We start from the raw sequence: 23590 nt of genomic DNA, 5'->3' as shown, positions 1-23590 counted from the left end.
ATTTCGCAGTTAGCATCTAGATGTCTTTCAGCATTAATAATGCTTAAAATTTAATATTCATTTTTTTGTTGACCAATTCGTTTCCGTCATAATATTCAAAAATCCAATTCCCTCCTTTTTTAAATAAAATTCCACTTTCCTCCTGCCAATTAGGCTTGGCAAAATAAAAATTACTGAAACTAGTTTGTTGTAGGGTCATAACTATTTTAGGAGTACTGTCTACCAACTGATATCCATTAGTTATGGCCTGTGCATATAGGACGTCACTTTCCACTACATCCATAACCTCCTTAGCATCTGAGGCAAACGATACATCTTCTTGAACATAGTCTGAGGGTACAGGTGACATATCTTTAAATGATTGATTCTCTGGTGTGGCTTTTTGCTGCACAATTGGCGTAGGGGTATTCTTTTTTGTATCCTGAGTTGCGGTTTGAGGAATTCTCTTTACATCATCTTTATAGCTAACTATTAAAGGAGCTGTAGAACTACTAGGCTCATAGCGGTACCCTTCACCCGATAAAGATTGAAGACTTTCTTTAATAGCTCCAGAATAAGCCTCTTTAAAGTCCTTTTCCTTACTTCTCCCCTCCTGGGTTACAAATATTTCTTGCGACTGACAATCTTTTAAACTAAGATTAAGTTTAGTTGTAAACATGGAAGAATCGTCATGTAGAGCCAATAAAAGCCCTAAACACCTATTGCTTAATAAATCTTCTGGCAAGGCATTGTCATATACCGCATTAAACCCATTCTGAGTTAATATATATTTAATTAATGTACTCGTCTGATGTTGATTCTCCTCCTTAAAAGCCTCAAACTTAACCGGAACAATAATATATTTATAGTTGTTTAATTCTGCTTGAGACATTCCTAAATAGCAACTTAAAAGAAGGAAGGATACTAATATTTTTTTCATGTAAGACCTATATTAATTCTTCCCCCAAGATATAATATTTAATCCGAACTGAAAAGAAGCATAATGACTATCCACAAGATTATTATATTCTAATAGGTTATCGGCCATTACATAAAAATTTACAGGACCAGCCTGAAAATTTACACCAACTCCAATATTAGAATAAGAAAACTTATCTACCGTATAAGTGGTTTTTACAGTGATTGCATTATCAAACCTATGCATGTAAAAAGCTGTTAGTGCAGCTTGCGGCCCCTTTGGTCTATTAATCATATATAATTGACCTCCTACCCCATTATTATACCCATCATAGGCTCTCCCTTCGCGCACATAATCCTTACAATCATAGTTACGGCGAGAGGGTATTCGCTTTCCAAAATTATACCTTAGGGATCCATATAATTTTGTAGGCCTAAAAGTTATATAGCTCTCATTATTTGTCTCATAAGGAACCATGTCGTTTATATCGTCTACAAACTCTTGCCAATGGTCCTTAACTCCATCTGAAGGAGCTCCTGAGAAAACAGCCTCAATTCCTTCTACTGTTGTTGCTCCTTTTAAAGTATAGTTTTTTACATCTGTAGAATTATAAACAAACCCTAAATCCAAAATACTTCCTGTAATTACCGTTTTACTATTTAGGTGGTAAGTAAAACCAAAATCGGCTCCGAATCCTAAATCTCCTCCAAAAAACATCCTGCGCGCTAATATTTTGGGTAATTGGGAACGATTATTACTCCATGCATCCTCTAGCCTACGAAGTCCCGAAGATCTAAATTCTAAGTCGGCGTCTATAGTATTAGCTATTAAATTTCTTTCTCCCTTAGTAGTTATAAAATGGCCTTTATTCTTGGTGGAGGTAAAATTAAGAACACTTGAATATATTTTTGCTCTAGCCCCAACTGTAAGCTGTTTATTTATCCTCCTATTGATGCCAAAATGGAAAACGGTAACCATTTCACCCCGAGTATTTAAATGACCTAAATTAAACCTCCTATCTAATTGATCTGCATTTCCCTCGAAAGCCAAAGTAGCATAATCTTTAAAAAAGTAGCCTATGCCATCCCCTTCGTTATAAATCCCAAATGAATAAAAGTCTTTGAGGTTTCTTCCCCTAAATCCACCATTAAATAAGGTTACCTGATAAGTACCACTAAGCTGATCATTTATATCCAAATTATACACCACCCTATCCTTTACTTTTTCTGTAAAATCTAGTCCATCCGCAGCAAAAAGATCATGTACCGTAACGGCATTAGTGCCTGCTTGAAAAGAGAATCCTGATACCATAGGTATACCAGCATACCACTTAAAATCTGTCAACATCCCAGGATTAATCATAAGGGCATCTGGGTTGCCTGTAAAATCGTAAAGCAATTGTTTGTTCTGAGCAGAAAGGCCTGCACAACTATACAGGTAAAACAATAAGACCCCAAAAATCAATCTCATCGCAGTCTCATCATAAATTTACCACTAGACCTAAAGATAATCTTAGGATCTGGAAGACTTGAAATACTACTAGTATCTCCTAAGTTTCTGACACTAAACCTAATAATAGAGGTATTCTTAATTATTTCAAGGCTTTTCCCAAAGCCACCATAAGCCACATCCCTTTTAAGTATTGAGGTTGGCTCAGGAGCCATACTAAATTTCTCCTCATCCAAAACTATCTCATTCTCATCTAGGAAGGTAATAGTAACCTCTAATTCCTTACTTGTAGTATTTTCCACCTCATAGGAAATAGTGCCTTCTAACACCCTGTCTGCAAAGACATCCTCATTAAACCCATTAAAACTAAAGTCTTGACTATAAAATACGGTGTCGGCAGACTTGTTCAACAAGTCTTCTGGAGACTCTACATATAAGATACTGCCCTCAATGGTAGGTGTGACGCTTAAATCATCTAATTGGTCAAAATCTGGCCGCTCTACACAGGAAGCGAATCCTAGCAGAAATATTAAGGAAAGTAAAAAACTCTTATTTGCCATATAGAGCTAATTATAACAAGACGCAATAAATCACTGCAGCCTTACGTTAAATATAACTCTATAAAAACAATTTTATTTCATTTAAATCGTGAATCATGCAACAATAATCGTGTTTGGGTTCATTATGCGCATTAAAATGTAACGTGTGAAGCCCTACCGCCTTAGCTCCAAGAATATCTGCCTCCAAACTATCCCCAATCATAATTGAATTTTGAGGCACCGTTTTGGCTTTTTCTAACGCAAGTTGGAAAATTGAAGGATCTGGTTTCTTTGCCCCTGCCATTTCGGAATTTATTACCTGATCAAAAAAGCTATCAATATTAGCATTACGCAACTTCCTATCCTGTACTTCCTGAAACCCATTGGTAATGATATGAAGCTTATAATTAGGTTTTAGATAGTTTAAAACCTCTATAGTATTGGGGAATAAGTGATTGTAAGAAGACAAATGTACAATATACTGATCGGCCAAAGTATCTATTAAATCGTCCCCTACACCATATTTTAACGAATCGAAGGTTGTTTTCAATCTTTGATACCTCAACTCACTTTTATTAATTTTCCCTTCCCTATACAATTTCCAAAATTTGAGATTTATGGGGACATATGCTTTTAAAAATTCATTTAAATCGATCCCCACTCCACATTCTGCCAAAATTTTTTGAAATGTTAATGCCGAATTTCTCTCAAAATCCCAAAGTGTATGATCCAAATCAAAAAACACATCGGTAACCGACTCTTTATACATATACTTTTTTAATTATGTTTCTATACAAATCTTTCCAATCTAACTTTGCTTCCCCACCTAAAAGTTCATTAGAGAACACTGAAACAAACGTACCGTTAACTTTTCTCACTTCCTTAGCCAATGCTTCTACCTCAGTAAGCGCCTCTTCCTTAGTCTTAAATTTCAATAAGCTATAGTCATGAACTGCAAAGGGATGTATTTTTATAGGTTGTTGCACCTCCAAAAGTATGTCATAGAAATAAAACGGAGAACAACTCCCAGCTCTAAATCCACTTTCATGAGTATACCCCATTGTATAATCGTGAGTAAAATCGGCCTCTACTAGATTTCTATAAGTTTCGGGTATATCTACCCTATTAAATCGCATACGAGAACTATTGATAGGCCTATGAATTACATTGGAAAGATTTCTTTTTTCTTCCTTGATAAGGTTAATATCATCAAAGGAACTATAAGAACAGCAGAGGGAAACCATCTCATAATCGGCAACCGACTTAATAAGGTATTTAAATTTATTATTTCGGGTAGACACATTCTTATCATAGGTAGAGTATCCTGCGAATTGAAAAAAGAACATTCCTTTTAACTTAAATTGATTGTGCAGCTCTATCAACTCAAAAAAGTTGTCATAGGGATCTTTTTTTAATTTCATCAAAACCGAAATCCTATCTACCACTCTTTTTAACCTCAGCGATCCTAAGTCTAAAAGAAGCCCCGATATCCCTCTTACCAAACCTCTATGCAAAAAACAATGGGAAGTAGTTACATCAATTACAGGCGTAAAGCGATAGCTTTTGGGTTTAAACACTAAATCTGGGAACTTATCTTTAAGCAATTCTAACAATTTATTTGCCCATATATCTACGACAGGCATGTGCAAGAAATTGTTTTGATATGCTAGACTGTCTTTGGGGGGAAACCTACCGTGTATGTCCTTTACATGAGGCAAATACTCCTCATACCTACTTAATAAATAAAAACTAGCCGCAAAAATATCGAACGGTAAATTACTACGTTCCCCAGCGGTAAAAAAGCAGGGGGTGCCATCCCAATCCGAAACATGGATCTGAAGATCGTTAATCCCTTGTTCAAACAAAAGATCATTACTTCTTACAAAAAACTCGTTTTGTAGGGGCTGTTTAGTATACGTTATTTTGGGACCAGTATGTTTTATAAAGTCCTCTACTTTGGTAGTGTAGACCACTTCTATCCCCAAAATAGACGTAAACAAATGCTTGGTTGTATATCTAAAACGAGAGGTGATTTTATGGGTATAAATAAGCAACATAGTCAATAATTTTCTCCTTACGGATATTAGGCCCTAGCAAATAATAGTAGTTTTAAAAAATATCCCGACAACACTTTACGGAATATTTAAACAGCCTATTAGCAGAGCTCGATAGGTTTATATATCAGAGCAGGCCTTCATCGGCAAAACTAAAATAATCTTTTTGAGTAATGATGATATGATCTAACACTTTTATGTCCAAGGCTTGGGATGCTATTTTTAATTTTTGAGTAATCTGTTTATCAGCTTCACTAGGCTTTAAAGTTCCAGAAGGGTGATTATGCGCAAGGATTAGCCCAACAGCACCAAGCTCCAAGGCTTGCTTTAATACCAGACGAACATCCACCAAAGTTCCGGTAATCCCACCTTTACTTTGTTGTTTTGCAAGTAACACTTTATTAGAATTATTGAGGTATACAATCCAAAACTCTTCATGAGGTAGCTCCCCCATTTTAGGTTGTAAAAGATCGAAAACACTAGTGCTCGACTTGATTTTGATAACCTTCAATCCATTACCATCTCTTCGTCTACGTCCTATCTCCAAAGCAGCAACAATTGAAACTGCTTTTGCCTCTCCAATGCCTTTGAATTGCATTAATTGTTTTACAGAAAGCCTTCCTAACTCATTAAGGTTGTTATTAACCGAGGCTAAAATTCGTTTTGAGAGTTCTACTGCACTTTCATTTCGACTTCCAGAACCAATTAAAATTGCGATTAATTCTGCATCTGAAAGCACCCCACTTCCCTTATTTAATAACTTCTCTCGTGGTTTATCATCATCGGACCATTTTTTTATGGAGAAGGAGGTTGGTTTTTCTTGCATAGGTTAAAGATAAGAAATATAGTCAATTAGAAATTAAACTTTTATAGGTGCCATATAAGTTCCAACTATTCATCCTCAGAACATCGAAATAAGGATTCCACACCGAAACAAAAAAAAGAAGCCATTCTGAATTTCAGAATGGCTTCTTTAATAAAAGACTTTTCTTAATTAAAGCCTAGTTATTAGTAACCAGGATTTTGTGTTAAGGTTGGCTGCCCGTCGGCTCCCACACTTAAGTCTATCTGTGCTTGAGGGATTGGGTAATATTCACTTTTCCCTGGAATAAACTTCCCTCCTCTAACATCGGTAGTTATATCTCCTTGGTAATCAAAATAAGCATTAAGAGTTTCCTCTGCTATACCCCATCTTACCAAATCGAAAAAACGATGTCCTTCCATAGCAAGCTCCAATTTTCTTTCAAAGTAAATTCTCTCTAACGCCATTTCTTTAGAAGCAAAATCAGCTAAAGTATAGTCGGATATCGTATAATTTGCAGCGGTGGAAGTTTCTTTAAAACCTGCCATCGGATCGTTATCGTCTATGTACTCTTTTAAGAATCCATCTGGATTGGCTGCTCTTTGGCGCACTTTATTTACGTAACCAAGAGCCACATCTAAGCTACCTGCATGTGCTTCCGCTTCTGCTGCCATTAAAAGCACATCTGCAAAACGAATCACACGAACATTAAGTGCTGTACCAGGAGCCCAAGAACTTTGATCTGAATACAGGTCTTGGGTTGCTTGCCAATAGATATTCTTTTTAGGTGCATAAGGTCCACCGTAAGTTTGCTCTCTAATCCACGCAGCACCTGGGTGTTTACCCCAATCATGATAAGGAACGCCTCTTCTTCCTACTGTCCAATCTAATCTAGGGTCTAATGTCCCGGTATAAGGTGTAAAAGGATCATTACTTGTAATACCCATATCACTCTTAACTGGATTTTGATTGTAAGAATTAAGATCTGGCAATCCGGTCACTGGATCTGTTTTATAGGAATTCACTAAATCTTGTGAAGGTTGGAAAAATCCACAGCATCTAAATGGGCTGTTATATGGGAAATTTAGCATCCCTCCTTGATTAGCGTTACCAATAGTACCCGTACCGTCATTCGCTACCATTTGAATATCGAAAACAGTCTCTGAATTATTTTCTTCAGCAGCATCAAAGTTATCGCTGAACCTGTCGATAAGGGCATACTTTACACCACCTTGATTCACTCCATTATTGATTACATCGGTAAATGTAGTTTTGGCTTCAGGAAATTTCCCTTGATAGAGGTATGTTTTCCCTAAATAAGCAGCGGCTGCCCATTTATTTGCTCTACCAAAATCGCTCTGTGTCGCGGGTAAATTCTCAAATGCAAATTGAAAATCAGCCTCAATATTTGGCCAGATATCTACATTATTAGGCTGTTTAGGATCTTCAGTGGTTTCATCTACCCACGGCACCATATTCCACATTTTCTTCAGCTCGAAGTAATAATGTCCGCGCAAGAAACGTGCTTGAGCTGCAATATTCTTACTATCCTCAGGTGAAATCTCTGTTGCAATAGATAAGAGTTTTAGCGTGTTATTAGTCCGTTTAACTCCTTCATAGAGTGCTTTCCATTTAGAATTATAATACCCGTTAGATGGATTGGAGATAAACTTTACAATTTGATCAATGGCGGGCTGATCCCCTCCAAAACTTCCTTTACTAGCTTCTCCTCCAGCTACAGTACCATACACCCAGTTATCAGGGGCAGCTTCCCAGGCGCCACCGCCGAATCCTGCTCCATCCAAGGCAGCATAAGCCCCTATTAGAAGCTTTTCTGCACCTTCCTTATTTGCGATTACATCTTCACTCAACGCTCCCAAAGCAGGTTGCTCCAAGAAACTATCGGTACAACTACTTATGCATAGCGATGCAAAAACAGGAATATATAGTCTACTTATTTGTTTTATGATTTTCATATACTTTAGTTTATTATTCATCTTCATTAAAAAATAACATTTACCCCAAAAAGAAGTTGTCTTTGATTAGGATAAGCCCCCTCGTCAATTCCAAAATTAACTGTTCCCCCAGAAATCTCAGGATCAATCCCAGAGTAAGAAGTAATAGTAAATGCATTAACCATTTGGGCATATAGCCTTAATTTTGAAATATTAGCTTTACTCATCATATCTGAAGGAAAAGTATACCCCAACTGAATGTGTTTTGCTCTTAAATAAGATCCATCTTCAACGAAGTAAGAGTTAGGCACATCCGCAACACTAAATGAACCAGTAGTTTCCTGAATAGGAGCGGTAGCATTTGTGTTTTCTGGAGTCCAGGAATCGTATAAAGCAGTGTGACTTTTAGCTCCTGTAAATGAACTGTAAAAATCTGTCCACCATCTTACATTATTCCAAATATCATTCCCTTGAGAACCATATAAAAACATACTTAAATCCCAATTTTTATATAGCAACTCTATGTTTAATCCATAGGTAAAGTCAGGATTAGGATTTCCAATAAAAGTACGGTCATCAGCAGTAATTCTACCATCACCATCTATATCTTCATAACGGAATCTACCTACAGCAACGTCTGACTGATAGGTTGCATTGGCATCTCCTGTTGCGGCTACAGCACCAGCATTAGCATCGTCAATCTCATCTGCTGAATTCCAGAATCCTGCAATCTTGTATCCGTAAAATTCACTTACAGAATGCCCAACTGCGTTTCTAATGATAGTACTACCATTAAAACGTCTTCCTTCTCTATCAAAATAAGAATAACCATCAGCAATCTTCTTTATCTCATTCTGATAAGTAGTGAAGGTAACAGTAGTATTTAAACGTAGGTCGTCCGTTAAGTTAAAGAAGGTAGACACATCCATATCTAATCCACTATTAGACATCTCCGCAACATTTACAAAAGGAACTGTAGCGGTCCCTACTGTTGCTGGCTGATCTGGATTAAACAGTAAATCTTTTACGTCTTTTTTATAGTAATCTAAACTTAACTGTACCGAATTATTAAATAGGTTAGCATCCAAACCGATGTTGGAGTTGATATTCTTTTCCCATTTTGCATTCGGATTTCCAATTCTCGTTTGCTGAAAACCTTCATCAGTAGTCTGATTACCTCCAGAGATACCATAATAGGAAGTTTCCTGATTACCTCCAAAAGTGGTAAATGAATTTGAAGGATCTACATTTAATTGATTCCCCATAACTCCATATCCACCACGTATCTTAAGATCGTTTAACCAATCTAGTTCTGGCATAAAGTTTTCATTACTAATATTCCAACCTGCACTAACTGCTGGGAACCATCCATATTGATTATTTAAAAATCTAGATGACCCATCTCTACGGATAGTAGCACTTAATAAATACTTATCATCAAAATTGTAATCTAATCTACCTATAAGAGACGATAACGCATCTTGATATTTCCAGCTATAGTTAGTTTGTGTACCAGACCCTGTAGACAAGCTTACATAATCTGGGTCAAAGGAAAAATATCCTTGCATAGAACCACCAACTTCTCTTCCTCTATTCTGATAGGCTTCTGTACCTACTAGAACGTTAATATTGTGGACGTCGTTAAAGGTATTCTTGTACTGCAACGTATTAGTCCAAGTATAATTGTAATTAGTGTGTGCTCCTTCAGTGTATGAATTTACAGAGTTGTTTTCAGCATTTTCATACTCAGGAAAGGTGAAAGAGTTAAAGCTATTGGAGAAATACTGTCCACCAAAACTTGTTCTTAAGGTGAAATTCTCTAAGAAATCAACTTCGGCAAAGATATTACCGAATATACGGTTAGACACTCCTCTATTATTTTTTAAACGTTCTAATATAGCAACAGGATTCCGAGCATTACCAAGATCTGAACCAAAAGACCCTGCAAAGTTCCCTTTAATATCCCTTACTGGAATAATCGGTTGCTGTCTCATAGCCATACCAATAGCACTTCCTTCGGATAATGCGCCAATCTGAGGATTGTCTCTAACACTAAAACTTAGGTTCTGACCGATTCTAATATTTTCTGTAACATTAAACACAGAATTAGAACGCATGGTATAACGCTTTAAATAGGTGTTATCTAAAGTTCCTTCTTGATCAAAGTAGTTTAAGGAGAATAAATAACTCCCTTTCTCACCTCCATTACTAACAGACAGGTTATGACTAGTAATACTAGCAGGGTTGAAAATTTCTTGAAACCAATTAGTTCCCTCTTTATTTGCTTTTACAATTCTATAAAAATTATCTAAATCAGAACTACTAGTATAATAAGGGTTTACGTTATATAACGACTCATCTACTGTATCTGCACCTACGGGCGCAATATAATTTGGTAACACAGGGGAGGCTCCATTCCCATATTGACTATGATTAATTGGGTCCCCAGGGTTTGTATTTCTCAAAGCCATAAAAGTAAGGTCTGCCATTTCTTGAGACGACAGAATATTCCATGGATTACCCTTCTGAACCATTTGAGTCCCGTAATAGGCATCATAGGTAACCTTCATTTTACCTTTTCCTTTTTTAGTGGTAATCACAATTACCCCATTCGCTGCTCTTGACCCATAGATAGAAGCAGAACCGGCATCCTTTAAGACCTGCATAGACTCTACATCATTTGGGTTAAGGTCATTAATATTATCAGTAGGAATACCATCTACTACATAAAGCGGATTGTTATTACCAAAGGTATTAGATCCTCTAATTTTAATTTGAGGTGCCTCACCTGGCTGTCCTCCACCAGTAATTGTAACCCCAGAAGCTCTACCTTGCAGCTGACTGGTTACCTGCCCAGAAGGTTGCTTTGCTAAATCCTCAGTCTTTACTACTGAAACAGCACCGGTTAAATCTTGCTTTCTTTGAGTACCATACCCTACAACCACGATTTCTTCCAAGGCAGTTACATCAGTATTTAAACTTACATCTATAGAACTGCGACCATCTACAGCAACCTCTATACTTTTAAAACCGATATAGGAAAAAACCAATACCGCATCAGATGCCGCATTAATACTATAATTCCCATCAAAATCAGTAACCGTTCCGTTGGTTGTACCTTTTTCTAATACATTGGCCCCCGGAATGGGCATACCTTCATCATCCACCACAACACCAGTAATAGGGTTTTGAAGATTACTACTGGAGGTTACAGCTCCATCATTAGCCGCTAACAATGAGGCTGGAAAAACAAGGCCTAGCATTAGCAGCATAAGACCTGTGTTGTACGAAAAAATTTTTCGCCGTAATTTCAAGAATAACAATGTTCTTTCAATCATAATTAATTTAGTTATTAGTTAGTTAATTTTTTTTGGACTTAATAAAATAATGAACCCCAGTTTTACTATTCATAATTCCAAGAGCGAAATATACAAACTTATGTTAAAGTGAAAAAATTAAGATGTTAAAGATTACCCTCAAAATCGATTTTTAGGAAATCCGAAGTAGAACAGCTATATAACTTAGAATAACTTTACATTAAATTATAGTAATAAGCAATCCTTATAAACGGCATTAAACAATTTTTCCACAAAACAAGCTATAAAGAGAGGCTAGACCTAACAAAAAAAAGAAGCCATTCTGAATTTCAGAATGGCTTCTTTAATAAATGATTTTTCTTAATTAAATCCTAATTCTTAGTAACCAGGATTTTGTGTTTAGATTGGCTGTCTACTGGCTCCCACACTTAAGTCTATTTATGCCTGAGGGATTGGGTAATATTAACTTTCCTCTAAAACAACCTCCCTCCTCTAACATCGGTGGTTATATCTCCTTGGCAACCAATATAAACACAGGAAACTACTTAAGCATTGCTTACCTTATTTTTAACTTCCTCCAGATTAAGTCCACCATACGTGCCTGAACTCATCAAAAGAAGTACTTTGTTTTCATAATGTTGTCCAAGTACAAACTGACTAAATTCCTCTTTGTTAGTAAAGACCTGTAAATCTTCACGACCAAAGGCTTCTTTAATTTGATCTACGGATACTTCTTTAAGTCCTTTTATCTTAACCGATTCTGGCAAATAAAATACCGCTGCGACTTCTGCAGCTTCCAAAGCTCCTTTATACTCTTTAATAAATTCTGGATTAAAACTACTATAAGTATGCAGTTCTAAACAGGCGACTAGCTTCCTACTTGGATATTGATCTTTAACCGCTATGGTTGTCGCCTTTACCTTGCTAGGCGCATGAGCAAAATCCTTATAGGCCACACTTAGCTTTCCTTCTGCTATCTTCTCTAAGCGCTTAGAAGCACCTTTAAAAGTGGACATAGCCTCATAGAAATCTTCCTCATCTAAGCCCATATTCTGACAAATCCATTTTGCTCCAGCCAAATTACTAAGGTTATGTTTTCCAAAAATAGGAATAGGCATTGGGCCATCTGGTGTTTCCAATATGGTTTCGCCATCTTCTATAGTATACTCTGGAGTATGATAGGGTAATTTTCTAATGGTATTTTCTGAGGCTTCCACAATCTTACTTACATTTTCATCTTCTTCATTGTAGGTTACACTACCTCCTCTTACTATACTATCTACAAAAACCTTAAACTGCTCCAAGTATTTTTCAAAGGTGGGGAACACATTAATATGATCCCATGCAATACCGCTCAATAAAGCAATATTAGGTTTATACAGATGAAACTTAGGTCGTTTATCGATAACTGAAGACAAATACTCATCCCCCTCTAAAACAATAAAGTCGTTTTCTTCCGTTAGATGAACCATTTGATCAAAACCATCGAGTTGGGCCCCAATCACATAATCTACTGGACGATCATGATACTTCATTACATGTAATATCATGGCCGTGATAGTAGTTTTACCATGGCTACCCCCTATCACTACTCTGGTTTTATATTTCGCCTGTTCATAAAGAAATTCGGGGTAAGAATAAATTTTTAGCCCGAGCTCCTGTGCTCTTAAAAGCTCTGGATTATCGGCTTTTGCATGCATACCTAAAATAACGGCATCCAAATGCGATTCTATCTTCTCGGGGAACCATCCGAAAGATTCTGGCAAAAGTCCTCTTTCTTTCAATCTACTCTGTGATGGCTCATATATTATGTCATCACTTCCGGTTACAGTATATCCTTTATGGTGTAAGGCCAAAGCTAGGTTATGCATAACGCTCCCGCCTATTGCTATAAAATGAATGTGCATTAAAAACTATTTTAAAAACCCCAAAGATAAGCATTGAAATAGCCCTACAGCTTCTTCACAATAAAATTTTGAATCCAATATCATTTTCTTTATAGCTTATATCTATTCAACAAAAAGTCTTTTAATAAATTTCTTTAAATTTATAAGGAGCAATAATGTCAAAGTAAGATTGCTTAATAAATTGACTCTTGAAAGTTTCATTAAAATATTAAAATGAACTTATAGGCGAAACAACAAAGGAAATGGCAAAGACATTACACAGACCAAAACCATCAACCTACCACAAGAGCAACTCCTTAAATAACAAGAATCACATTAACTTTCTTTACATATAAAATCAATTTTTTCACTCTATTAAGCAACACTGGTATCTTTTTTGCATCTAGGGTATATAAGTTACTTTGTTTTTTAAAAAGAATAGAGTTTCATTTAAAAGGATAGTGTAAATTACTAACTGCTTACTACTAACACTCTATGAGAAAAATAATAACATTATTCACCATATTTCTTTTCGTCCATATGGCACAATCACAAAAATCCACAGCCACTTATGACCTTTTGTGGCAACGAGTAGAAAAATTAGAAAAAGAAACCATGACCAAATCAGCATTGGAAGCGGTCGCCAATATAGCTGCAAAAGCAAAACAAGAGAACAACAAGTCTCAAGTCATCAAATCGCTACTCTACTCTTCCAAATACAGTTTGATTTTGGAAGAAGACGCACAATTAAAGATAATAACTGATTTTAAAGAGGAAATAGCTACAAGCAATGCGCCTGTAAAAAACATATTAGAAGGATATTTGGCTAATCTCTATTGGCAATATTTCCAACAAAATAGACATCGATTTTACGATCGCACCAAAACGGAAGCAAAAATAGATAGCACCGATTTTAGAACTTGGGATCTTACCACCTTATTTTACGAAATTGGAAATCATTTTGAGGCATCATTAAATAATCCAGCCTTACTACAAGAATTACCAGTACAGCAATTCAATGAAATTCTGGAGAAACAAAAAGATTCGGAAAAATACAGACCTACATTATTTGATCTATTGGCCTATAATGCTCTTGATTTCTACAGCAGATCTGAAAATAGCATAAGTCAACCTGCAGATAAGTTTCAATTGGACAATGCCGAAGTTTTATGTGATGCCAAACAGTTTGTTGAACAAGAATTTAACTCAAAAGAAAAACTATCTCTACAGGCCAAAGCGCTTCAGATATATCAGCAACTAGTTGCATTCCATTCATCCGACACATCCCTAGAAGCATTTATAGATGTAGACATAGCTCGCTTAAAGTTCATTAGAGAGAATGCTGTTTTCCCTAATAAAGAAGACCAGTATATAGAGGTCCTCCAAAATTCTGCCGAGGCATATAAAGGTGATGAAAATGGAGCGCTTTATCGTTATGAAATTGCTCTTGCTCTTCACGGTAATGGAAACACTTATCACCCCACTACTAGCGCAGAACCTCGTTGGAAGCAAAAAGAGGCATTAGAGATTTGTGAATCTGTAATTTCCAAGTTCCCAAATAGTAAGGCTGCAGAAATGTGTAATGATCTTAAGACACAGATTCTAGTAACAAGCTTACAGCTAACAGCAGAAATGCATATCTCTGTAAATAGTCCCTCGCGCTTGCTAGTAAATTATAAGAACATATCCCTATTAGAACTTTCTGCTCATAAAGTTAGCATCAAACAGTTAAAAGCTTTAAGCCAACTTTACCCACAGGAAAAGAAATTGGCTTTTATTAAAGAATTAGCTATCGAAAAGCAATGGGAAGCACCTTTAACAAACGAAAAGGATTACCAAAACCACAGCACGGAAATAATATTACCAGAACTCCAGAATGGGTATTATGTTCTATTAGCTCTTCCAAAAGGAAGCAAAGGCAACAACTTCTCGTATAGTCCTATACAAGTTACAGACCTCGCCCTTGTGGAGTCTACCACCAACGATTATAACAACTACCAAGTTATAGATCGTAATACCGGTGCTCCTATAGAAGGTGCAAAAGTGGAATTCACTTATAAGCCAAGCTACAACAAACCCTTTGTAACAAAAACTATGACCACAGATGATATGGGCATGGTAACTCTTCCACGCGATTCATCTTATAAAAATAGTATAAGTGTAGAGGTGAACCATAATGGACAAGTAGCTTATTTTAATGATTTCTACGTTCCTAATAAGTATAATTCGGGTCAAAAAGCAACCACTTACCCTTGCTTTCTATTTACAGATCGCAGTATCTACAGACCCGGACAAACCTTGTATTTCAAAGGAATTGCTTTACAAAGAACCGATGACTCCTCTGAAATATTACCAGAGGCTAAAGTTAATGTATCACTAAAGGATGTTAATCAACAAGAGGTATCAACACGGGAATTTAAAACCAACGATTATGGATCATTTTCCGGGGAATTTACACTACCTAGCAATGGCCTAACTGGTGAATTCTACTTGGAGGTCACTTCCTCCGAATTTAATATAAACGGACATAAAACAATTTCCGTAGAGGAGTATAAACGTCCCAAATTTGAAACTACGTTTGAACCAATTACAGATACCTATCAACTAAACGATAGTGTTAAAGTTACTGGTAAAGCTATGGGGTATGCTGGAAGTAATATTACGAATGCCCAAGTGAAATATACAGTTAAACGGATTATAAACTTCCCCATTTGGTATGGTCGTCACCTACCAATTTATAGAGGAACACCACAAGAAATAGCTCAGGGCAGCACTACCACCGATAATCAGGGGAAATACGTTATAAATTTCAAGGCTTTACCCGATCTATCGGTCTCTAAAGAAAACATGCCTATATTTAATTATGAAGTTACTGCTGATGTTACTGATCTTAATGGAGAAACACAAAGTACCACCACCACCGTTAGCGTAGGCTACCATGCTCTTACCGCAAAGGTGAAAATTGCAGATCTCATTAATAAAGACATTAAAAAACAAGAACTCAATATTACCACCCACAACCTTAATGGACAGTTTGTCCCTACCAAGGGCACATTAAAAATGTATAAACTTAATGGCCCAGACCAAGTGCTAAGAGCACGACCTTGGGCCGCACCGGACTATAGTGGCTTTACAGAAGAAAAGTTTAAGGAGCTCTTTCCTCACGAAGCTTTCGGCGATGAATATGATAGTTCTCAATGGGAAAATGGAGAGTTGGTTTGGGAAGCTGACTTTGATACAGAGAAATCGAAGAAAATTGATTTAGCCCTTAAGAAAAAATGGCCTTCAGGAAAATATCGCATCGAACTTTACACCAAAGATAGATTTGGTGAAGAGGTAAAGGACATTGCCTATACCACTCTATATAGCAACTCCGAAAAGACCCTAGCAGATAATCAACTTTTTCAGATAAAGACCGATAAAAATTCCTATGCGGTTGGGGATAAGGTGATCCTTAACATAGGGTCGGCCGCCAAAGACCTAACTGTTAGCCTATTTGTGGAAAAAGACCGTAAAATTGTAGCTACACACAAGATTAAACTCAATAACAATATTAAGTCTATAACACTTCCGGTCACCAAGGAAGATTTAGGAGGCTTTTCCATAACCTATAGTTTTTCTACCTTTAATTCTTTTCAAAACGGCAATATTTCCATCCCTGTACCCTACCCTAATAAAGATCTACAGATTGAAACCGTTAGTTTCCGTGATAAAATTAAACCAGGAACCGATGAAACGTGGTCTTTTAAAGTAAAGGGATCAAAGGGTAATGGACTAACTGCTGAAATTATGGCTAGTATGTACGATGCTTCTTTAGATGCTTTTAAACCGCATTCTTGGGATTTTAACCCGTACCAGCAAGGAAATTACTACTCCAACTTTTACATGAATCCATCTAAAAGTTTTAGGGTAACCTCTTTTAGGAGTTACGTTGACTATAACCTAAACAACAACTACTCTTCACAGCGTTATGATTCCTTTAATTGGTTTGGACTACATTTTGGCTACGGCATAATGATTAGGGATCGAATGATGATGAAGAGCAGCGCACCATTAGCCGTAATGGAAGACGCAACAGAAACTGAATCCTTTGATGAATCAGTGGTAGTAGGATTTGGGAAAGGAATAAGTCAAAACAAGGTTGGTAATTTACCGGCTCCGATTGAGGACGATAAAAATAAACCTGAATTTGGAGACATCCAGATTCGGAAAAACCTTCAGGAGACCGCTTTCTTTTTTCCTCAACTTTTAACGGATAAGGAAGGTAACGTATCGTTTAATTTTACTACTCCAGAAGCGCTTACTCAATGGAAGCTACAATTATTGGCGCATACCAAATCTTTAGAAAGCGCCACCTCAACCTTTAGCAGCGTCACTCAAAAGGAGTTAATGATTATCCCTAATGCACCGCGATTCTTACGGGAAGGCGATCAAATTACTTTCAGCAGTAAGATTAGCAACCTAACAGACAAAGTACTAGTGGGTAAGGCTCACCTAAAGTTGTATGATGCCGTTACGGGGAAGGATATTGTCCAGGAACTACTATTGTCTACGCCTACTTCTTCTACAAAGCAAGACACCAATGATTTTAAAGTAGACGGTAACGGCAATACTGAGGTCTCTTGGATCATAAAAATTCCTGAAGGACTACAGGCAGTACAGTATAAGGTTATGGCTGTTGCTGGAAACTATAGCGATGGAGAGCAAAATATTCTCCCCGTACTTAGCAATCGCACCTTAGTAACAGAAACCTTGCCCATGTGGGTAAACGGTAATCAGACCAAAGATTTTACTTTGGATAAATTAAAGAATGTCAATTCTAGCACTTTAAAGCATCATCAATTGAGCTTGGAAATAACATCCAATCCTGCTTGGTATGCTTTACAGGCCCTACCTTATCTAATGGAATACCCTTACGATTGCAGTGAACAGATATTCTCTAGATATTATGCAAATAGCTTGGGTGCCCATATTGCCAATTCTAATCCAAGAATTCAAGAGGTGTTTAAGCAATGGACAAATTCTGATGCTTTATTAAGTAATTTAGAAAAGAATCAAGAATTAAAATCCATCCTAATTCAAGAAACACCCTGGCTTAGAGATGCTCAGTCTGAAACAGAACAAAAGAAACGCATCGCGCTGCTGTTTGATCTCAACAAATTAAAAAACGACCAGCAAAATAGCTTAAGACAATTGCAACAAAACCAAATGGCTTCTGGGGGCTGGGCTTGGTTTAATGGGGGACGTGAGAATAGGTTTATCACCCAACATATAATTATTGGTTTTGGGCATCTCAATAAACTAACATCAGCAAATGTTAGAGGGAATGCTTCAGCTTTTAATGGGAATGATAACCAAGAGACCCAAGAAATGATTACTAAGGCTATTGCCTATTTGGACGCAGAATTTCTTTCGGAATACGAGAGAATGAAAAAACATGCAACTGACCTTAGCAAAGATCACCTAAGTGCTACCCAATTGCATTATCTGTATATGCGTAGCTTTTTCCCAGAACATAAAATGAGTAAGAGCGTTACTGATATTAAAGAATACTATTTAAATCAAGCACATAAGTATTGGACCAATAAAAGTCTTTATTCTAAGGGACTGATATCCCTAGTTTTATATCGCAATAACAATATATCAACCGCCAAAAAAATTCTTTTGGCCTTGGAAGAAAACAGCATCATTAATGAGGAAATGGGAATGTATTGGAAAGAAAATACTGCTTCTTGGAATTGGAACCAAGCTCCCATAGAAACTCAATCGCTCTTAATAGAAGCCTTTTCTGAGATAAACAAAGATTCTAAAAAGATAGAGCTGTTAAAATTATGGTTATTAAAAAACAAACAAACCAATCAGTGGAAAACAACAAAAGCTACTACCGAGGCTGTTTACGCTCTTCTACTGCAAGGTAGTGATTGGCTTTCCGTTTCTGAGAGTGTAGACATTCTTATTGGAGGGAAGAAAATAGCTCCCGAAAAATTAGAAAATGCAAAGATAGAGGCCGGAACCGGATACTTTAAGACTAGCTGGAGCGGAGCAGAAATAACTCCTGAAATGGCCAAGGTGCAACTCATCAAAAAATCGGAAGGCAGCGCTTGGGGTTCCTTAACATGGCAGTATTTTGAGGATCTAGACAAAATAACATCCGCAGAAACCCCTTTAAAATTAAAGAAAAAGGTTTTCCTTAAAAACAATACTCCCACCGGAGAGGAACTTAGCGAGGTTACCAAAAACACCAAATTAAATGTAGGCGACCTTGTAAGGGTACGGATAGAATTACGATCGGACAGAGGAATGGAATTTGTACATATGAAAGATATGAGAGCTTCTGGATTAGAGCCAACAACAGTTTTATCTAGCTACAAATGGCAAGATGGACTTGGTTATTATGAAAGTGTAAAAGATGCGAGTGTCAACTTCTTCTTCGATTACCTTCCCAAAGGAGTTTACATTTTTGAATATGATTTAAGAGTAAATAATGCAGGTAATTTTAGTAATGGCATCACTACTATTCAAAGCATGTATGCACCAGAATTTAGCAGCCATAGCGAAGGAATTAGAATACAAGCAAACTAAAAACCTATACTATTTTCCAGATGGCATTGATTTTTTCCCTATCTTATAGGTACCTAATTCCATAAACTAAACGTTATGAACTCAACATTTTTCATAGGATTAAGAATAGTTTTTGGATTGTTCCTCATTATTTTTGGCGCTAATAAATTTCTACATTTTATGCCTGCAGGTGAAATGTCGGAAGCCGCAATGAACTACTTTTCGGCTTTAATGAGTACAAACACCCTTTACATTGTTGCCATAGTTGAAATTCTTGCCGGAGTCTCTCTATTACTAAATAAATTTGCACCGTTAATGATGTTAATTTTAATGATCATTTCCGTTAATGCTGTTTTGTTCCATGCTTTTTTAGAGCCGGGATCAATAGGAGGCGCTATAGTACTTATAATATTGAATATTGTTATGCTCTACGCTTATAAGGCGAGGTATAAAGAAATTATAAGACCTTAATTAATTTTTAAAATGCCTATAAAAAAAGCAGGTGGTAGTTGCCACCTGCTTTTATATTAATCTAAGGAGAATTTATAAGCTTAAAACAGCTTACTTCTTTTGTTTAGGGGGATATTTCTCCAATGCTTTTTCTACTATTGCCCTAAGTTTCTCTTCTTTAATTTGAGGACTACTATTTGCATTAAAAGCACTAACAGCAATAGCCTGCCAAAAGAGTTCATCTTTCTGAGTATCTACAAAATCTAATTGAATCTCCCACTCCATTTTTGTGGCACCTACGGGAATCCCCACAGATAATCCTCCACCAACACTTCTTCCAGATCCACCAACACCCACACCTACGGTATTATTTCGCGCTGCTTGATAAGTACGACCTAGAATAGCTATATAAAAATCGGGCTCCTCGGAGAGCAGAAAGCCTTTACCCCTCATTGTAGAGTCTATTGCTCTATTTAGTCTTCGGGTGTCTAATTCGTTTAAACCAGTCTCCACATCAGGATAATAGTTATAAGTAGAGTAAGCAGAAAATTCAGTTGCCTGATCATAATCATATTGCACCCGCACAGCACCACAGGAAGATAACAATACCAATAACAGTATGGGTAGCATAATTTTCATAAAGGACATTTTTATAAAAATAGTGAAATTATTCCTCTTTCTCTTCTTTCTCGTCTATAGCGTTTGTTAATGCAGAGGAGATAATCCCTGTAGGAATTGCAACAATCCCTAATCCGATCATCAATATAACAAAGGTGAACATTCTACCTCCTAATGTTATAGGATACACGTCTCCGTACCCTACAGTAGTTAAAGTAACTATTGCCCACCATAAACTATCGAAAATTGAGGCAAAATGTTCAGGCTGAGCTTCATTTTCGAAGTAGTAGATACCTACGGCAGATAAATAAATAAGAATAAGGGTTACAAATAGAAACAAAGTAATTTCTTCCTTGGCTGTTTTAATGGCTATAGAGAATCTGTTAATGGCCTTATTGTAACGCATTAGCTTTAAAATCCTAAATAACCTAAGGAAACGAAGTGCTCTTAGAGATCGCAAGTCCATCCCCAAGGCCAAATAAAACGGTAAAATGGCCAACAGGTCAATAATCCCAAAAAAGCTAAATACAAATTTTAATTTTCGTTCGGAAACATACAATCGAAGCAAGTATTCCAGGCTAAAAACCAACACGCAGAAAATTTCGACTCCCCTAAGAATAATCTTAGTCTCATCACTAATACTTGGCACAGTTTCCATTGTAAAGGCAACAATGGAAATCAATATAAGGGTTTGTATAATATAAGCGAAATAACGGCTTTTCCGCGATTCACTTCCTTCAACCATATCCCTTAAGTACTCCTTCATGCGCAATTAATCATTCAACATGGCCCAAAGCTTATCCTTAAGTTCCACGAGACCCAATTGTGCAACAGAGGATATAAACATATACGGTATTTCTTTAAATTCTTTATCCAACTCCTTTTTCATTTCAGCCATAAGCTCTTCATCCAACATATCAGATTTAGAAATGGCCAAGAGACGTTTTTTCTCTAAAAGATCTGGATTATACCTTCGTAGTTCATCCAAAAGAATTTCATATTCCTCTTTAATATCATTAGTGTCTGCAGAAATTAAGAAAAGTAAGGTAGAGTTACGTTCAATATGCCTCAAAAAATAATGACCAAGCCCCCTACCTTCAGCAGCTCCTTCTATTATCCCAGGAATATCAGCAATTACAAAACTTTGAAAATCCCTATACTGGACAATTCCCAAGTTAGGTTTAAGAGTAGTAAATTCATAATCTGCAATTTTAGGTTTTGCAGAAGTAAGCACAGATAAAAGTGTAGACTTCCCTGCATTAGGAAAACCAACTAGACCAACATCGGCCAAAACCTTTAATTCAAAGATTAGATCTAGCTCTTCTCCCTCCATTCCAGGTTGGGCGTATCTAGGAGTTTGATTGGTAGATGTTTTAAAGTGCCAGTTACCACGGCCTCCCATACCGCCTTTCACTATTATCTTTTCATCTTGGTCTTCGGTTACTTCAAAAAGCACCTCATGAGTTTCTGCATCTTTTATAACCGTCCCTAAAGGTACATCTATGAATACGTCTTCTCCATCTGCACCTGTACTACGGTTTTTACTTCCATGCTCCCCATGACCAGCCCTAAAAGTACGTGTATACTTAAAACTTAAAAGCGTCCATAGGTTCTTATTGCCACGAACAATTATATGTCCTCCTCTACCACCATCGCCCCCATCGGGACCTCCTTTTGTAATAAACTTTTCCCTATGTAAGTGTACCGATCCTTTTCCTCCTTTTCCGGATTCCAGGTGTACTTTTACATAATCAACAAAATTTCCCTCAGTCATCTATTTAGTTTAATATTTAAATATCTATCTACAAAAAGCGTAATATAATAATTATGACATGTACCTTATTTAAGGTGAGTCACAAAAGATAGTAAGACTCCACTAATCACAATTCACTAAGATTAATATAATAGCGCCTAGCTTATTTAGGACCTAGGCCTCCTGTAGTTCCTCAATCACTTTAGCCAAACGGCTAGTAATATCCTCAATAGAACCAATTCCATTTACACTGTGAAACTTTCCTTGAATATCATAATAATCCTTCAAAGGAGCAGTTTTTTCATTGTATTCTTCAAATCGGTTGCGAATTTTACTTTCATCTTGGTCGTCAGATCTTCCACTAATTTTTCCGCGATCTAACAATCTTTTAATTAGCTCCTCATCATTCGCCTCCAGGGCTATAGTAGCATCTATTTTCATCTGCTTAGAGGCTAGGAACTCGTCTAATGCTTTTGCCTGTGCAGTAGTTCTAGGAAAACCATCGAAAATAAAGCCACTTGCATCTGCATTTTTCTCTACCTCATCCTGAAGCATGTTTATGGTAACTTCATCAGGTACTAAATCACCTTTATCGATATAAGATTTAGCTAGTTTACCTAATTCGGTTCCATTTTTTATATTGTACCTAAAAACATCTCCTGTGGAAATGTGTTTAAGATTATACTTTTCTTTTAAAAACGAAGCCTGGGTACCCTTTCCTGCACCGGGTTTTCCAAACAAAACGATATTAATCATGTGTTTTTGATTAAGTTGATATACTTCTTTTAAGTTCCTTCCTAATTCATTATAATCCAATCCATAGCCTACAATAAACTTATCCTCGATCTTCATCCCGAAATAGTCAATATCATATTCCCCACTATAGACTTCGGACTTATAAAACATGGTAGCGATCTTAAATTCCTTTACATTGGTAGCGGAAAATAAGTCGATCAGTTTTTTCACCGTTCTTCCCGTATCAATAATATCTTCTAGAATAATAACGCTACGCCCATTTATATTTTCGGGAACATCTAAAAGTGTTTCTACAATTCCAGTAGAAGTAAGTCCTTGATACGAGCTTAACCGTACAAAGGAAACCTCACAAGGATGTTGATACGCTTTAAGAAAGTCGGACACAAACATAAACGACCCATTGAGCACCCCAACAAAAATGGGCACCTCCTCTTTATAGTCCTCAGCAATGGAGTCTGCCATCTTTTTAATGGCAGCCTGTATTTCGCCCTCACTTATAAATGGCTTAAAGTATTTGTCGTGAAGCTTTATCAACGCTATGGTGTTTTTATA

General features: G+C 36.7%; 15 protein-coding genes. 2 read left to right on the top strand and 13 right to left on the bottom strand.

The features are described from left to right. Positions 1–43: 43 nt before the first annotated feature. The 9 genes from H344_RS0108970 to H344_RS0108930 form a co-directional block, all read right to left on the bottom strand. The gene (locus tag H344_RS0108970; RefSeq protein ID WP_026810012.1) at positions 44–919 is read right to left on the bottom strand and encodes a hypothetical protein; all 876 of its coding nucleotides are present in this window, start codon (positions 917–919) and stop codon (positions 44–46) included. A 12-nt stretch (positions 920–931) separates the two neighbouring features. Then, the gene (locus H344_RS0108965) at positions 932–2368 is read right to left on the bottom strand and encodes a DUF5723 family protein (protein ID WP_026810011.1); all 1437 of its coding nucleotides are present in this window, start codon (positions 2366–2368) and stop codon (positions 932–934) included. Continuing rightward, on the bottom strand, positions 2365–2907 hold the full coding sequence (locus H344_RS0108960; RefSeq protein ID WP_026810010.1) for a hypothetical protein: 543 nt from the start codon (positions 2905–2907) through the stop codon (positions 2365–2367). The genes H344_RS0108965 and H344_RS0108960 overlap by 4 nt, the downstream gene beginning before the upstream one ends. A 58-nt stretch (positions 2908–2965) precedes the next feature. After that, positions 2966–3655, bottom strand: coding sequence for a YjjG family noncanonical pyrimidine nucleotidase (locus H344_RS0108955; RefSeq protein WP_026810009.1), 690 nt, complete (start codon positions 3653–3655; stop codon positions 2966–2968). Next, positions 3648–4943, bottom strand: coding sequence for a polysaccharide deacetylase family protein (locus H344_RS0108950; protein ID WP_026810008.1), 1296 nt, complete (start codon positions 4941–4943; stop codon positions 3648–3650). Before H344_RS0108950 ends, H344_RS0108955 begins: the two co-directional genes overlap by 8 nt. A 124-nt stretch (positions 4944–5067) precedes the next feature. Then, the gene (radC, locus tag H344_RS0108945; protein WP_026810007.1) at positions 5068–5766 is read right to left on the bottom strand and encodes a RadC family protein; all 699 of its coding nucleotides are present in this window, start codon (positions 5764–5766) and stop codon (positions 5068–5070) included. A gap of 182 nt (positions 5767–5948) precedes the next feature. Next, entirely contained in the window at positions 5949–7718 is a 1770-nt protein-coding gene (locus H344_RS0108940) for a RagB/SusD family nutrient uptake outer membrane protein (RefSeq protein WP_026810006.1), read from the bottom strand. A 26-nt stretch (positions 7719–7744) separates the two neighbouring features. Continuing rightward, complete coding sequence (locus H344_RS0108935; RefSeq protein ID WP_051254233.1) at positions 7745–10969, bottom strand: SusC/RagA family TonB-linked outer membrane protein; 3225 nt, start codon at positions 10967–10969, stop codon at positions 7745–7747. A 590-nt stretch (positions 10970–11559) separates the two neighbouring features. Then, positions 11560–12921, bottom strand: coding sequence for a UDP-N-acetylmuramate--L-alanine ligase (locus tag H344_RS0108930; RefSeq protein WP_026810004.1), 1362 nt, complete (start codon positions 12919–12921; stop codon positions 11560–11562). Between the two features lie 474 nt (positions 12922–13395). Here H344_RS0108930 and H344_RS0108925 point away from each other — a divergent pair, with 474 nt between their 5' ends. Continuing rightward, the gene (locus H344_RS0108925) at positions 13396–19482 is read left to right on the top strand and encodes an alpha-2-macroglobulin family protein (protein WP_026810003.1); all 6087 of its coding nucleotides are present in this window, start codon (positions 13396–13398) and stop codon (positions 19480–19482) included. Between the two features lie 75 nt (positions 19483–19557). Continuing rightward, on the top strand, positions 19558–19932 hold the full coding sequence (locus H344_RS0108920) for a DoxX family membrane protein (protein ID WP_026810002.1): 375 nt from the start codon (positions 19558–19560) through the stop codon (positions 19930–19932). Positions 19933–20022: 90 nt separating this feature from the next. Here H344_RS0108920 and H344_RS0108915 read toward each other — a convergent pair whose 3' ends face one another. The 4 genes from H344_RS0108915 to H344_RS21395 form a co-directional block, all read right to left on the bottom strand. Beyond that, the gene (locus H344_RS0108915; protein ID WP_026810001.1) at positions 20023–20550 is read right to left on the bottom strand and encodes a DUF4136 domain-containing protein; all 528 of its coding nucleotides are present in this window, start codon (positions 20548–20550) and stop codon (positions 20023–20025) included. Positions 20551–20578: 28 nt separating this feature from the next. After that, entirely contained in the window at positions 20579–21295 is a 717-nt protein-coding gene (locus H344_RS0108910; RefSeq protein WP_026810000.1) for an ion transporter, read from the bottom strand. A gap of 6 nt (positions 21296–21301) precedes the next feature. Next, entirely contained in the window at positions 21302–22303 is a 1002-nt protein-coding gene (obgE, locus tag H344_RS0108905; RefSeq protein WP_026809999.1) for a GTPase ObgE, read from the bottom strand. A gap of 153 nt (positions 22304–22456) precedes the next feature. Next, positions 22457–23572: an adenylate kinase gene (locus H344_RS21395; RefSeq protein WP_084148761.1), complete on the bottom strand. Its 1116-nt coding sequence runs from the start codon at positions 23570–23572 to the stop codon at positions 22457–22459. Positions 23573–23590: the final 18 nt, after the last annotated feature.

This window comes from Arenibacter latericius DSM 15913 (assembly GCF_000424985.1).
Lineage (GTDB): Bacteria > Bacteroidota > Bacteroidia > Flavobacteriales > Flavobacteriaceae > Arenibacter > Arenibacter latericius.
This window is presented reverse-complemented; position numbering and strand designations above follow the sequence as displayed.